The organism is Bacillus sp. JJ1773 (assembly GCF_036962035.1).
Taxonomy (GTDB): domain Bacteria; phylum Bacillota; class Bacilli; order Bacillales; family Cytobacillaceae; genus Cytobacillus.
On the sequence record NZ_JBALNX010000018.1, the window covers coordinates 6464 to 21614 of the forward strand.

General features: G+C 41.6%; 14 protein-coding genes. 1 reads left to right on the forward strand and 13 read right to left on the reverse strand.

From position 1 onward, the window contains the following. Nucleotides 1-174 precede the first annotated feature (174 nt). The 12 genes from V7127_RS03860 to V7127_RS03915 all read right to left on the reverse strand — a co-directional run bounded on the left by V7127_RS03860 (nucleotide 175) and on the right by V7127_RS03915 (nucleotide 12526). The gene (locus V7127_RS03860; RefSeq protein ID WP_335483716.1) at nucleotides 175-1032 is read right to left on the reverse strand and encodes an FAD binding domain-containing protein; all 858 of its coding nucleotides are present in this window, start codon (nucleotides 1030-1032) and stop codon (nucleotides 175-177) included. A 1-nt stretch (nucleotide 1033) separates the two neighbouring features. Beyond that, entirely contained in the window at nucleotides 1034-3379 is a 2346-nt protein-coding gene (locus tag V7127_RS03865) for a xanthine dehydrogenase family protein molybdopterin-binding subunit (RefSeq protein ID WP_335345916.1), read from the reverse strand. After that, entirely contained in the window at nucleotides 3379-3891 is a 513-nt protein-coding gene (locus V7127_RS03870) for a (2Fe-2S)-binding protein (protein ID WP_335345917.1), read from the reverse strand. Before V7127_RS03870 ends, V7127_RS03865 begins: the two co-directional genes overlap by 1 nt. Nucleotides 3892-3961: 70 nt before the next feature. Continuing rightward, a complete protein-coding gene (locus V7127_RS03875; protein WP_335345918.1) occupies nucleotides 3962-4408 on the reverse strand; it encodes a CoxG family protein in 447 nt (148 codons plus the stop codon). A 128-nt stretch (nucleotides 4409-4536) separates the two neighbouring features. Next, complete coding sequence (locus V7127_RS03880; RefSeq protein ID WP_335483719.1) at nucleotides 4537-5301, reverse strand: LamB/YcsF family protein; 765 nt, start codon at nucleotides 5299-5301, stop codon at nucleotides 4537-4539. A 4-nt stretch (nucleotides 5302-5305) separates the two neighbouring features. Beyond that, nucleotides 5306-6661, reverse strand: coding sequence for an acetyl-CoA carboxylase biotin carboxylase subunit (locus V7127_RS03885; RefSeq protein WP_335483722.1), 1356 nt, complete (start codon nucleotides 6659-6661; stop codon nucleotides 5306-5308). Nucleotides 6662-6690: 29 nt separating this feature from the next. Beyond that, a complete protein-coding gene (locus V7127_RS03890) occupies nucleotides 6691-6939 on the reverse strand; it encodes an acetyl-CoA carboxylase (protein WP_335483725.1) in 249 nt (82 codons plus the stop codon). Continuing rightward, nucleotides 6932-7930 (reverse strand): biotin-dependent carboxyltransferase family protein, encoded by a 999-nt coding sequence (locus V7127_RS03895; RefSeq protein ID WP_335345922.1) that lies wholly within the window; start codon nucleotides 7928-7930, stop codon nucleotides 6932-6934. Before V7127_RS03895 ends, V7127_RS03890 begins: the two co-directional genes overlap by 8 nt. Next, nucleotides 7927-8796 carry a 5-oxoprolinase subunit B family protein gene (locus V7127_RS03900; RefSeq protein WP_335353699.1) on the reverse strand — a complete coding sequence of 290 codons (870 nt, stop codon included), beginning with the start codon at nucleotides 8794-8796 and terminating at the stop codon, nucleotides 7927-7929. Before V7127_RS03900 ends, V7127_RS03895 begins: the two co-directional genes overlap by 4 nt. A 525-nt stretch (nucleotides 8797-9321) precedes the next feature. Next, the gene (locus V7127_RS03905; protein ID WP_335345924.1) at nucleotides 9322-10743 is read right to left on the reverse strand and encodes an aldehyde dehydrogenase family protein; all 1422 of its coding nucleotides are present in this window, start codon (nucleotides 10741-10743) and stop codon (nucleotides 9322-9324) included. 67 nt (nucleotides 10744-10810) lie between these two features. Then, nucleotides 10811-12142 carry an aminotransferase family protein gene (locus V7127_RS03910; RefSeq protein WP_335345925.1) on the reverse strand — a complete coding sequence of 444 codons (1332 nt, stop codon included), beginning with the start codon at nucleotides 12140-12142 and terminating at the stop codon, nucleotides 10811-10813. 252 nt (nucleotides 12143-12394) lie between these two features. Next, the gene (locus V7127_RS03915; RefSeq protein WP_335483729.1) at nucleotides 12395-12526 is read right to left on the reverse strand and encodes a hypothetical protein; all 132 of its coding nucleotides are present in this window, start codon (nucleotides 12524-12526) and stop codon (nucleotides 12395-12397) included. Nucleotides 12527-12860: 334 nt separating this feature from the next. On the opposite strand from V7127_RS03915, the gene V7127_RS03920 reads away from it, so the two are divergent. After that, the gene (locus V7127_RS03920) at nucleotides 12861-13367 is read left to right on the forward strand and encodes a DoxX family protein (RefSeq protein ID WP_335353703.1); all 507 of its coding nucleotides are present in this window, start codon (nucleotides 12861-12863) and stop codon (nucleotides 13365-13367) included. A 685-nt stretch (nucleotides 13368-14052) separates the two neighbouring features. On the opposite strand, the gene V7127_RS03925 is transcribed toward V7127_RS03920, so the two are convergent. Continuing rightward, the gene (locus tag V7127_RS03925) at nucleotides 14053-14721 is read right to left on the reverse strand and encodes a 3D domain-containing protein (RefSeq protein WP_335354604.1); all 669 of its coding nucleotides are present in this window, start codon (nucleotides 14719-14721) and stop codon (nucleotides 14053-14055) included. Nucleotides 14722-15151: the final 430 nt, after the last annotated feature.

Genomic DNA, 15151 nt, shown 5'->3' on the forward strand with positions numbered 1-15151 from the left:
GTAGCACTCTTTTGTTACCATTCAACGATGATCTTCTTCATTGCGGTCATCAATAGCACTCTTTGGTTACCGTTCAACGGCGATTTTCTTCATTGCGGGCACCATTAGCCCACTGCGAATTTCTATCAATTTTTATTTGCTTCAAAACAACATTTTTTCTATAAAAATATCCTTTTAATAAAAGACAGAATGCAAAGCTCTTTCCGTATAAACCTTGCACAGGTTTCTTCTATATTCCTCAGAAGTGTATAGATCGCTTGCCATTTCCCCTTCATCGGCTGCCAATTGTGCAGCTTCTTTAATCACAGATTCAGACAAGGTTTGGCCTAGAAGCTTATCTTCTACAGAGGTCGCACGGTATGGAACATCCCCGACACCTGTAATGGCGATTTTAATGTAATCAATAACATCATTTTCCCCAACCCCAGCAACAATGGCGACTCCGATGACAGGATAACCAGATGCCGGGTGGAAAAATTTAAGATAGGTTGATTTCGTATGCTTAGGCGGAATGGCGAATGAAACGCTCGTTAACACACTATTTTCAGGGAGCATCGTTATCAGCGGTCCTACTATAAAGCTATCAATATTCATCTTTTCAGGGCCATCTTCTCCATGAAAAGCAATTTCCGCATCAAGGACGTAAGCGGCGGCCGGTAAATCTGCAGCTGGATCTGCATGGGCGATATTTCCGCCAATCGTTCCTCGGTTGCGCACCTGCAAATCGCCAATTTGACGAACAGTTTCAGATAATACAGGAATATGTTCTTTTACAATTGGATCATTCGCAACTTGGAAATGGGTCGTGAGTGCACCAATAACGATGCGATCTCCATCCTTTTGAACCCCTTTTAGCTCGGCAATGCGGCTAATATCAATCAGAGCGCCTGGCTCCGATAATCTGAATTTCAAAAGTGGAACTAAGCTATGTCCTCCAGCAATCAGCTTTCCTTCACCGTTACATTGCTGTAACTGTTGAATAGCCTCATCAATAGAATTTACGCGCACATAATCAAATTTAGAAGGTATCAACTTACTTGCCCTCACTTTCTGAAATGGCTCTCCACACCTTTTCAGGTGTAAGCGGCATTTCAATATCTTTTATCCCGTATTGCTCTAGCGCATCCATAACTGCGTTCATGATCGCTGGGGTTGATGCGGTCGTTCCTGTTTCTCCGATTCCTTTTGCACCAAGTGGGTTAACTGGGGATAAGGTTTCTGTAAAAGCCGTTTCGATCTTAGGGAAAAAGCGAGCTTTTGGCAGTACATAATCCATGAATGTACCGGTTAATAGCTGACCATCTTCGTTATAAACTGCTCCCTCCCAAAGTGCCTGGCCAATCCCCTGAGCGATACCGCCGTGCACTTGGCCTTCTGCTGTTAATGGGTTGATTACGCGACCAACATCATCAACTGCTATATATCGTTTGATTTCAATTTGTCCAGTAGCCTTATCAATTTCAACAACCGCAATATGTGTGCCAAACGGATACACAAAGTTTTCCGGGTCGAAAAAGGCCTGAGCTTCTAAGGATGGTTCTAATCCTTCCGGCAAATTCCATGCCATATTGGCTGATTTGGCTATTTCCTGGAATGTGCGTACAAAGCCTGGTTGGCCATTCACTGAGAAGATTCCATTTTCAAATGTAATGTCTTCTACAGAAGCTTCAAGCTCATGGGCAGCAATTTTCTTTGCCTTTTCAATGACACGGTCTGTCGCAAAGGAAACTGCAGCGCCCCCTACGGCTACTGAACGGGATCCATATGTTCCCCACCCCATCGAGATTGACTTTGTGTCGCTAAACACGAGTTCAATGTCATCCATCGGAATGCCAAGCTTTTCTGATACTACTTGCCCAAAGGTTGTTGCATGGCCTTGTCCGTGTGGAGAGGTTCCTGAGTAGACCGTCACCTTTCCAGATGGATGGACTCGAACGGTTGAATTTTCCCAAACTCCCCCTTGGAATCCAATAGCGCCTGCGACCTTAGATGGGCCAAATCCGCATAATTCCACATAGGTGGAGAACCCAATGCCAACAAGTTTTCCTTGCTTGCGTAATTCCTTCTGTTCATCCCGGAACTTATTATAATCAAGAATCTCAAGAGCCTTTACCAGCGGCTTTTCATAATCCCCGCTGTCATATACTAAACCTTGTGCATTTGTAAAAGGAAACTCTTCTTTTTGGACAAAATTCTTCCTTCTAAGCTCTAAAGGATCCATCCCGATCTCTTTTGCGAATAACTCAATTGCACGCTCAATTTGATACGTCGATTCCGGCTTACCTGCCCCACGATAGGCATCAGTTGGTGTTGTATTCGTATAAACGCCGAACGTTTCACATGATGCATGAGGGATTTTATAAGCCCCGGTAATCATTAATCCAAAATCAATCGTTGAAACTCCTGGACCCATTGTCGATAAATATGCGCCGACGTTATGGGTATTTTTCACTCGAATGGCACTTAGCGTTCCATCCCTTTTCCCATATAACTCGACATCAAGGACTTCATCACGTCCATAGTTAGAGGCGGTAAAGTGTTCATTTCTTTCCTCAATCCATTTCACCGGCCGCCCTAAATCCCGTGCTGCATAGCCAACAAGCGCTTCATCAGGATAGACGCCGATTTTTCCGCCAAATCCGCCCCCCATATCTGGAGCAATTACTTGTAATTTGGCTTCTGAGATTCCAAGCACTTCGCTTAAAACCATCCGATGAATATGAGGATTTTGGGAAGTGCACCAAAGTGTCAAGTCACCGCTTCCTGGATTATACTGGCCAATAGCTGCACGTGTTTCAATCGGACTCGGCGCTACCCGCTGTACATAAAAGCTTTGCTTAATAGATACCTCGGCATTTTCACAAACCTCTTCAGGCACTGCTCCCGCTTTCCAATGGAACGCAATATTGTTTTCAATATCGTCATGAACAAGTGGAGCATTGTCTTGCATCGATTTCTTCTGCCCTACAGCAGGAGCAAGAGTTTCGTACTCTACATCAATTAAGTACATAGCATCTCTAACAGCATAGCGGCCTTCTCCAATGACCAGTGCAACACCATCCCCAACATATCGAACACGATCGATCGCTAATGGATATTGTGGAGCTTCCTTCAGGTCGCATCCCGGGACTAGCCATGAGGAAGGGATACGGCCAATTTTGCCTTCAAGATCTTTCCCGGTATAAATCGCGACAACCCCTGGTGCCTTTAATGCTTCCTCCACATTAATGCTTTTGATCATGGCATGTGCATGCGGGCTCCGCAAAATAGCGGCATGCAGCATTCCTGGGAGTACAATGTCATCTGAAAAACTACCATTACCTGTAATCAGCTTAGGATCTTCTTTCCTCTTCAGCCGAGCACCAACAACCTTTGTCATTATGAGCGCTCCTCTCCTACTAATTGAACTTCCGATTCTCTCATTAGCTGTGCTGCATGCTTGACTGCCTCAACAATAAATTGATAGCCAGTACAGCGGCAAATAACCCCTTCAAGGCCTTCGCGAATTTCCTCATCAGTTGGATTTGGATTTTGCTTCAGCAAACCAACCGCTGCAATCATAACCCCTGGTGTACAATAGCCGCATTGCAGTCCATGCTTTTCCCAAAAGCTTTGCTGGATTGGATGCAAATTACCTACTTGCCCAAGACCTTCTACCGTTGTAATTTCGGATCCATCCGCTTGAACAGCCAACATCGTACATGATTTCACTACTTCTCCATCCACCATAACCGAACATGCGCCACACTGACTCGTATCACAGCCAATATGTGTCCCAGTTAAACCAAGATCATCACGAATATAGTGAACAAGCAGCGTTCGCGGCTCTACATCCGCGCATTTTTCTTTTCCGTTGATTTTCACCTTTACATTTACATTTTCGATTGCCATCAACTGCACCTCCCAATTTGTACCTTTAATTACATTAACCTTGGCTCGCTTCAGTAATAATAAAGTTACGTTAGACGAGCTGTTTCGCCTCTTTATCTATATCTTTAAAAAATTGACCAATGACGACCTTCGCTACTCCACTCATGACTCTCTGGCCAACCGAAGCGAGAATACCTGTCAATTTCACATCTGCCTTACATTCAAGTACAGTTCCTTCTTCTGTTTCAATCAAAGCCATTTCAGCATCCGCATCAATTTCACCTGGCTTGCCCTTCCCGGTAACAAGCAGACGGTAAAATTCAGGCTCCTTTTGATCAACCTGCCGGACATCCCCTGTAAAAACTCCCTTTACAGGACCAATACTAATGCCTAGCTCAGACTCAAAAACATTGTCCTCCACCTCAACAAATGACTTACATCCTGGTAACGACCTTTTCAACACCTCCTTATCTTGTATCGTTCGCCATAGCACTTCTCTTGGGATACCCTTAAAAGTATATGAATGCTCAATTTTCAAAGCGACCTCTCCTTATAACAGTTTTGACATCTTGATGTTTATTTTTAAAATTCGAATAATTCCGTTTAAAACCTTGCCTATCACAGCCTTATCCCTTCCTATATAGGAAGGGAGCGATGAACACTTATTTAAATTATTTTCCTAATCGGAACAATCTCCACTCCGCTCGCTTTTAAGGCCTCAACAATTTTCTTGGCTAAAATAGGAGCACCCGGTGTATCTCCGTGAATGCAAATGGTTTCAGCTTTAATCGGAGTATCCTTGCCATCATGAGTGATAACCCGTTCCTCTTTCACCATTCGGACAACCCGTTGCGCCATGTCCTCATAATCGGTGATTGCCGACCCTTTCCTCGTCAAAACAATCGAACCGCTTTCAGTATGCTCACGATCCGAATAAGCTTCTTTCGCAACAGGAACGCCCATTTTAATTGCTTCCTCAAACAATTCGGACTGATTAAGAGCGAAAATAATCATTTCCGGATCGATATCGTGAAGCGTCTCTAAAATGGCACGCGCTAATGCCTTATCCTCCGCCGCTTTCATAAATAAAGCTCCATGCGGTTTACAATGTTGGATATTCACTTTTGCTGCAGCACAGAATTCTCTTAAAGCCCCAACCTGGTACATGACATAATCTTTAATTTCTGATGGTGTACAAGTCATGTAGCGTCGGCCAAAGCCCAATAAATCAGGGAATCCTGGATGCGCCCCAATGCCAACATCATATTTCTTCGCCAGCTCTATCGTCTTCCTCATTACATGTGGATCTCCAGCATGAAAGCCGCATGCGATGTTGGCAGAGGTAATATACTGCATCATTTCTTCATCATTGCCTAATTCATAAAGGCCAAAGCTTTCCCCCATATCACAGTTCAAATCTACTTTATACATTGGATCACCTCTCAACTAATTGACCTAAATTTTCTGATAGGAATTGAGTCGTATAGTCTCCATTCATAAATTGGCCGTTTTTCATTACCTTTTGGAGGAGAAGCAGATTTGTTTTTACTCCCTGAATATCCATTTCTTCAAGCACCTTTTGCATTTTGCTAATAGCCTCATCACGTGATGAGCCGTGAACGATGATTTTTCCAAGCATCGGATCATAAAAAGGGGTAACCGTACTTCCGTTAATGAAACCGAAATCATACCTCACATTGTCCTCTGGCAGTTCCATACTCGAAATAACCCCAGGGCTTGGGAAGAAAGTGAACGGATCCTCCGCATAAAGCCTGCATTCAATCGCATGACCTGTTTTCGCGATCTCTTCCTGCGTATAAGGCAATCGTTCTTTAGCGGCAATCTTCAGCTGAAGCTCAACTAAATCCAATCCTGTAATTTCCTCCGTAACTGGATGTTCGACCTGCAAACGGGTATTCATTTCAAGGAAATAGAAGTTTTTATTTTCGTCAAAAATAAACTCCATTGTGCCGACATTTGTGTAGTCGATTTGCTTTACACCACGTATGGCCGCTTCCAACAGCTCTTTTCTAAGGGCTTCATCTAAAAACGGTGAAGGACTTTCCTCGATTACCTTTTGGTTTCGTCGTTGGACGGAACATTCTCTTTCAAATAAATGCAGAACATTTCCAAAAGCATCTGCAACAATTTGCACCTCAATATGACGAGGCTTTGAAATCCACTTCTCTAAAAAGACAGTGCCATCATTAAAAAATGAATTTGCTTTCTGCTTTGTCGAATCAAACACCTTTTGTAACTCGTCTTCATTATGCACGAGCTGCATCCCGATACCGCCGCCGCCCGCACTCGCTTTTAACATAAGCGGATAGCCAAGATCGTCTGCAATCTGAATGGCTTCCTCTATAGATTCAATGCTCTTATCCGTACCCGGAACAACGCTTACGCCTGCTTTTTGCATTTGAATTCGTGCTTCAAGCTTGCTCCCCATAAGGCGAATCGTTTCTGCGGAAGGACCGATAAAAACAATGTTTTCCTCCTCACAGCGGCGAACAAATTCCGGATTTTCCGATAAAAATCCATAGCCTGGATGAATTGCATCCGCTTTCGTTTCTTTTGCTACCTGAATAACTTTTTCTACATTAAGATAGCTTTTTTTCGCTTGGGCCGGACCGATGCAAACAGTCTCAGTAGCCTCACTAACATGAGGCGCCTCTGCATCAGCCTCGGAATAGACTGCAACTGTATCGATGCCAAGCCTCTTACAGGTGCGAATAATTCTCCTCGCAATTTCCCCTCTGTTTGCAATCAGCACCTTTTTAAAATAAGCCATCCGCTTTTTCCCTCCTCTTCAGAAAAAATTTACTGTTCAATGATGACTGCTATTTCCTGGCCTGCATCGAGAAGGTCCTCGTCCTCAACAAAGAATTGCGCTAGAACTCCCTCATTCTCCGCTTTAATTTCATAAAAGTTTTTCATAACTTCCACAAGGCCGATCACATCGCCCACTTTTACAGGGGCTCCTTCTTTTATATACACATCCTTATCTGGAGATGGTTTGCGATAGAAAACTCCTGGGATTGGTGTTAGTACTGTTTTTTGTTCAGCCATTTTTTAACCCTCCTACATGTCCTAATACTTGCTGCTTCATTTGATTGATTTTATCCTGATAATCTTTGCGGATCTCAAGCGCTTCGTGGATATCAACAGCCACAAACCGAACTTTTTCATTTGTTTTGATTTGGGCCATTTTATTTAAATCTGTACTAATAATGGTACAAATCGTTGCGTATCCTCCACCTGTCACGGCATCGTTTAAGAGAGCGATCGGCTCTACCCCATCAGGCACCTGAATGGATCCAATCGGATAGCCTAAATCAACAACATTCGATGGATTGCTTCCAGCTCCAAATGGCTGTTCACGTTCAACGAAATTTAAGCGCTCCCCTTTAAATCGATAGCCCACACGGTTCGCTTCCGGTGTTACTGTCCATTCTATTGAGAAAAACCGTTCTTTACTTTCCTCTGTTAATCGATAACTGCATAATCCTAAAACAACACGGACGTCATTTGTTTTAGAAAAAGCAGGGATCAGTTCATCACTAATACGGGTTCCGGTAGCGATTTCTGTTTCGTTATCGCTGCCAATCTTTAATTCATCACCTGCTTGAAGAGCCCGCCCCTCAAAGCCACCGATGCCACACAGTGTATAGGTAGAGCGTGATTCCATGATCAGAGGCACATCAATTCCTCCAGCTACAGCTAAATACACACGTGCACCTTGTTTAATAAAATCGAATGAAAGCACATCTCCAGCCTTCACTTCAAGCGTTTCCCACATCGAAACAGGCTCACCATTGATTTTCGGCGGCATCTCACCGCCCGTAATGGCAACGGTTGCATTCTGCTGAAATTCTAAGACAGGCCCCATATAAGTGATTTCAAGAACAGCGGCATTTTCCTTGTTTCCAACGAGTAAATTGCTCGCAAAGTAAGAGTATTTATCCATAGCTCCTGATGGAGGCATCCCCACTTCATAATGGCCAATTCTGCCAGAATCTTGAACAGTCGTTTGAAGCCCAGGGTTAATTACTTTAATCATGCATACAACCTCCTTAACACGGAATCTGAAAATGCTTTCGGATTTTCGAGTACCTCTTGAGGCTTAAACGTAATTTCCTTTGTTAAATAGCGGAAATCTCCACTTTCCACTTCTTTTCGAATGTCCTCGTATTCCTCCATCGTAATGCTTCGATATCTGAAAACATCCCCCTGTCTAGGGAAGGTCATAGAATCTTTAAAATCATGCAAACGCTGTTCTTTTTCATAAATTGGTGCGGCAGCCGTCCCAAATAGCTGGTATCCACCCGCTCCTTGTACAGGGTATATAACGGCAAAGGCTCCGCCAAATCCAAATGCTCTCTCTGGTGTATACGTTCTAGGGCGAACATATTTAGGTGCTTCGATTTGCTGTTCTCGAGGCACCATTTGATAGCACCATGGCAATCCCGGAACAAACCCAATCATCGAAACAAGATACGGGCTATCGGTAATCGATTTAATGAGTTCTTCTTTAGATTGAAAGCCATTTGTTCGGGCTACATATTCGAGGTCTGTTGCTGTCGGATCCTGATGCCGGTCCCTGAAACGCATTAACGCCTCATGTGTCCAAGGGTCTTCGAATAAGATTGGAACATCAACTGCACGAGCTGTAATTTCAAAGTTTTCTAATGAAACATTCTGTTCTAGTTCTTTCAATTTTGAAATTAATTTATCAGGGTGAATGATATCAGGATTAAAACGAATCATATAAGATGCATTGGAGGGACAAATATCTAGAATTCCTGGCAGCTTTTCCTCTCTCAACGTCTTTGTAATCGCCATGGCCTGAAAATTTGTTTCCAAACTCATCGCTTCAGATAATTCCACAAAAATAAACTCATCACCGCCATATTCATAACGGGTCAATGGACTTCACCTCACTGAAAGTATTTATCTACTAATATTGCAAATTCCATGCCAAGATAATATTTATCAATTTTTCTGATTATTTGTTTGAAGGTCATGAAAAGCGCAGTTAAATCTTTCAAAATTGAAACATTGTTTTGCGATATTGAAAGATTGTGTTAAGCCAATTTTCGAATAGAGATTAGTGATTGGGAGCTGGCGATATATCCGAAAACTTGCGGGTATCCAATTGAAGGTCGCGGATATATTCGAAAACTGGCGGATATCCAACCCAAAGTCGCGGATATATTCGAAAACTAGCGGATATCCATCGAAAGTCGCGGATATATCCAAAAACCGGCAGACTTATTTGCGAAAGTAGCTTAGTTATTTGCGAAGGCGATTGATTTATTTGCGAAAGTGACCTTAATATTTGCGAAGGCTGCCGATATTTTCTCTTTCCTACCGATAAAATCTAGAAAACTCATTTATCTAAACAAAAAGGACTGCATCATCTTTTATCAAAAAGATTTGCAGTCCTTTTTCTTAATTTCTATTAAAAACGACTAGTTTCTGTTCCGTCATTTCTTCGATTGCATATTTTATACCTTCCCGGCCGACTCCGCTTTCTTTAACCCCGCCGTATGGCATATGATCCACACGGAAAGTTGGGATATCATTGATCATGACTCCTCCAACATGCAGCTGCTGTGCTGCGGTTAAGGCGGTATGGACATTGTCTGTATAGATTCCAGCTTGAAGCCCATATCGAGAATCATTTACAAGCTCAATCGCCTCATCAACAGATTTCACTTTATTTATCAGCACAATTGGGGCAAATACTTCCTGACAGGATATCTTTAGAGAAGGATCGGCATCTAATAGAACGGTCGGCAATAATATATTCCCCTCAGATGTCCCTCCTACAGCCACCTTCGCTCCCTGCTGTTTCGCCTCCTCCAGCCAATCAAGTGTCCGCTGCACATCTTTTGCTGTAATTAAGGCGGAAACATCTGTCGCCGGATCAAGCGGGTCACCGATATTCAGCTGCTTCGTTGCTGCGACAAACTTTTCAACGAAAGCCTCATATAAGTCTTCATGAACATAAACCCGCTGCAATGAGATGCAAACCTGGCCTTGAAAGCCGAATGCACCTGCTACACAACGTGAAATAATTTTATCAATATCAATCCCTTTATCAATAATGACTGCCGCATTCGAACCTAATTCCAGCGTAACACGCTTTAGCCCAGCTTTATTCCGGATTCCAATCCCTACCGCAGGACTTCCTGTAAAAGAAATCTTTTGAACACGATCATCCTTCACAAGCTTTTCACCAATGATGGATCCGCTGCCTGTAACAACATTTAAGGCACCAGCCGGCAATCCAGCTTCCTGGAATAACTCAGCAATGAAAAACGCCGATAACGGTGTTTGACCAGCCGGTTTCAAAACAACTGTATTTCCTGAAGCAATAGCTGGCCCTACTTTGTGTGCGACTAAATTCATCGGAAAATTAAAAGGGGTGATCGCGCCAATCACTCCAATTGGTTCACGCACTGTGTAGGCAAGTCTTCCTTCCCCGCCCGGTGCTGCATCAAGCGGAATCGTTTCCCCATGAATTCGCTTCGCTTCTTCAGCAGCAAATTTATAGGTCTGGATGGTGCGACCTACTTCCGTCCTTGCAGCAGATATTGGCTTAGCAGCCTCAGTAGCAATGATTTCAGCGGCCTCTTCAGCCCTCTTCTCTAATAGAAATACCACTTTTTCTAAGATTTGCGCCCGTTGATGGCTTGGCATAGCCGCCATTATTTTTCTCGCATTAAAGGCTGCCTCTAATCCTGTTTCAACCTCTTCTACCGTTGCTGCTGGGATCTCGGCTATCACCTTTCCACTGTAAGGAGAGCTAAGTGGTACATATTGACTTGCCTCGACCCACTCCCCATTAATGAATAATTTCTTCTTCAATTAGATCTCTCCTTAATCATTTTTCTTATTAGTTTTATATTCTTCTTTACTCGCCCAAAAACCTCTATTACTTTAAAACCTCCGCTTCAATTGCCGCAATCGCATCATGGAGGATTTCAAGCATTCTTGCCATTTCTTCCTTATTGATGATTAACGGCGGAGAAAATACAACAGTGTCTTGGCCATCGAACACGACAGACCTGCAAATGAGTCCCCGTTTTGCCGCTTCCGTTACAACCCTTGGTGCTACTGGAGCTGTAAATTTCTCATTTGTCTGTTTATCCTTAACTATTTCGATGCCGCCCATTAATCCAAGACCTTTGACCTTGCCGACAATTTGCCGCTCGCCTTGAATCCATTTAAACCCTTTTAGCATTTCACTTCCCATGATTTCTGCATTCTCAATTAGGTTTTCCTCTTCAATGATTTCAATATTTTTCAATGCGACTGCACAAGCCATTGGATGCCCGCTATACGTATAGCCATGCAACAAGGTCCCTGTCGACAGCTCAGTAAAATCTTGGTGGATTTTTTCCGATATCATTACTCCGCCTAATTGGGCGTAGCCACTCGTCACACCTTTTGCAAAGCACATCATATCTGGCACGACCCCATAATGCTCAATCCCAAAGTATTTCCCTGTCCGGCCAAATCCTGTAATCACTTCGTCTGTGATAAATAAAATGCCATATTCATCACAAATACTTCTAACTTCCTTAAAATAGTCATCTGGCGCGACATGCAGTCCGCCCGCTCCTTGCACAGGCTCTGCAATAAACGCCGCAATTGACTCTGGCCCTTCCGCTTCAATCACATCTCGCAAATCTTGAGTTGAAAAATGATCTGCATAGCAGAAATCTGGATCAAATGAGTTCGTAAAATCGCGGAACGGCTTCAAGCCAGTTGCATTTGTCGATCCCATCGCTACCCCGTGATAGGACTTCGTTCGAGAAATTATCTTTTTACGATTCGGCTGCCCTTTTAAAATCCAATAATGGCGCGCCAATTTATAAGCTGTATCATTCGCCTCCGAACCTCCGGAAGTAAAGAATGCGGCACTTAAATCCCCAGGTGCAATTTGGGCGAGCTTCGCAGCCAAACGAATAGCGGGCTCATTGCTAAAAGTGGCAAAGCATGAGGAAAACGCTAGCTTGGACATTTGCTCCATCGCCACTTTCCCTAATTCCTCTCTCCCATGCCCAACATTCACATTCCATAGAGAAGACATCCCATCAATGACCGTGTTCCCCGCCATGTCTTGAAGGTAAACCCCTTTCCCTTCAGTAAAAATAAACGATGGCCCCTGATCTTGCTGCTGCTTTATAGGAGAGGTCGGATGCAGAAAATGTTTCTTATCTAAGTCCATTAATTCCTGAATACTATTCATATCTTTTATCATGATTTAATTCCTCCTAGAAAAATATAGTTTCGTTCTTATATAAGTAGTAAATGCAAATTTTATGCCAACTTTTAATTAAATTCTTTCATCCATCCTGACTCTAAGAAATTAAGCGGACATGAAATCCGTTATTTCCATTAAATAACCCTAATTTAAGGGCTAAGCGGACACTCGTACGTTATTCACGAAATAACACAAGAAAATCATTCCTTTTTTACAAAAAATGGAACAAGCGTCCGCAAAGAAACGGAATTACCCCATTCTCGGCCAAATAACTGCCCTGATGTCCGCTAAGATGACAATAGCAAACAAAATAGACCAAATCAGTATTGCGATTTGGTCTGCTAATTCGTATGCACTTAACAATTCTTCTTCACAAAACAAACAAATGACTCCAATTTAAACGTAACTTCCACATCGCCATCATTATTTTGGAACATAGATCTTAATGACGGTGTCAGGGATTTATTAGAATAAGTAGTCTGGAGCATCCTCAAATTAATTATTAACACTGTTAATACCTTTGCAATAATTATAGTTATGACATATCTGTGAAGTCTATTGTACTTTAAATAAAAACGTTGTATATTAAGAGTGTAGAAAGTAAGTGAAAAACTTCACAAACTTTCACCCCAAGCTGACAGCTTAATACAAATATTTTTTTAATACATCTTGTGAAAAGTTTCACAAACTAAAATTAAAGGGGAGATTTCTCATGATGAACTTTTTAAAAGGGCCGAAAATGGCGATAGTATGGACCGTATTAAGAATATGGTTAGGTATTCAATGGATTGAAGCAGGATTTCATAAAATTACTGGTGGATTTGATGCAGGTATCTTCATACAAGGCGCAATTGCAAAAGCTGGTGGAGATCATCCTGCAGTTCAAGGCTGGTACGCAGCATTCCTTGAAGGAATTGCACTACCCAATATAGAATTATTCAACATTCTTATCCCATGGGGAGAGTTCCTAGTTGGCTTAGGTTTAATCATAGGAGCAGCAACTATTCCAGCATTACTTGCGGGTGCGTTCATGAATCTTAACTTCTTAATGGCAGGAACAGTAGGCGTTAACCCAGTTCTTTATACTGCAGCAATCATCCTATTATTCACTGGAGCAGCAGGTTACTTCTACGGAGTTGACAGATTCGCAGTCCCTTATGTTAAGAATTTCTTCAATAAAAAGAAAAACTTACCGAAAGAAATGAAACCTACTGTAGCATAAATATTGCACAAAAAAAGTAAGTGATTCCAAGAGAATCACTTACTTTTTTACTTACTGAATCGAACCTGAAGATTAGGAAAAAACTAATCAGCTTTCGCACCATCAATATCTATAGGAATGAAGATGTGTTAAACGGACTCCCCCTCAATTCATGGATTATGAATAGGTACACGCTCACTTAATATGGACTAAAGATTTCAAGAGGAACATTAATGTTTCATTATTATTAAAAGTTAATAGCATTCATAACCAAATTAACCATTCTGTTAAATGGAGGGGAATAATGTTGAATTTCCCATTTTAAAGTCGTATGATCACATTGCTGAATGGTAAAGTTAATATTCTGTAATTAATAGATTAGAATCTAATCAGAGCAAATTAGTAGTTAGAAGTTGATTTATTGTACTGTTCTGGGGGTGAATACTTTGTCGACTGTGTTATTTGGAACTGTCGAATACTATGAAAGAGAAATATTATGCCTACTTGGTAACGATAGAGTAAGAGGCTCGCATAAGGAAGATGTGACCGTGAGAATCATTTCAATGTTAGAAAATGAAATTTTCAATGCTTATTTACTTGACGAAAACGATAGGATACAATGTTTCCAAAATCTCATAAAGGCATTTTGTAAGATATCTTAAAAAACATTTTAAAAATGGACCACAATACCAGTGGTCCGAAGTTATTAATCTATTATGGTTACATTTACTTGCTTTCTACCCCATTGTAAGGCTGATTCTAATGTGGGAATAAACAGATCAATTTTATTCCCTTTAATTGCACTGCCAATATCTTCAGCTGTTGCATAACCGTAGCCTTCAACAAAAACCTTAGATCCTAACGGAATAACCTTGGGATCAACCGCGATCACTTTTTGATCCGGATTCGCTATTAAATTAATTCCTGTTTTAGTTATACCAGTGCAGCCTTCACAATAAGCTGTATAAGCAGTTGCAGTAACCGAAAGGGTTTTAGATTGAACGGCTGACTGAGCAGCTGAATTTGGAAAAATAATGAGCTTTAATCCTGGTCTAATAAGATCAGAATTTAAGTTATTCCATTCATTTAGATCTTCTAAGGTAACACGATATGTTTGAGCAATATTCCAGAGTGTATCGCCAGATTCAACTATGTAATATTTTTCTGGAGAAACTTCAAGTTTATCATTTGGTTGGATGAGTTCTGTAGATAGCCCATTCCATTTTTTAAGTTCTTGGACTGAAACATTATGTCTATTGGCAATTGCCCAAAGTGTATCTCCTTTCTTTACAACTACTTCCTTCGCTTGGGTGTCAGCACCGATGGAACACCAGAGGGTTATTGCTGCAATCAATGAAAACAAGTATTTTAACACTTCATAACCTCCTATGTCTGATCTAACAATCGATGTCAATCTTAACACAGAATATTCCGAGAAAAAGAACAAGCACTTTATAATTGTGTTACGACCGTTTCAATAAGCTAACAATCATGTGACTCATAAAATTCTCATATTGAAACAAAGTCTTTATCTTCCTAAGCATTAAACCTTATAGAATATAAAAAAACCTTTCGGCAGTGTCGAAAGATTCATAAAGATAAACAAAATAGGCAATCAAGCCTTTCATTCTTTTTGGTTTTCATTGGAATGCTGTCTATTAAAACAGGTTCTAAAATATCTTTAATAAGAATAATCCGTTTCAGGAAGGAGCTTCATGGTTTGACTTGCTTGCTATGATCTTTGAGGATGTTAAAGAAAGTATTGGAAATATGAAAAGAATAAACGTTTCTTTTTATAAAGGTTT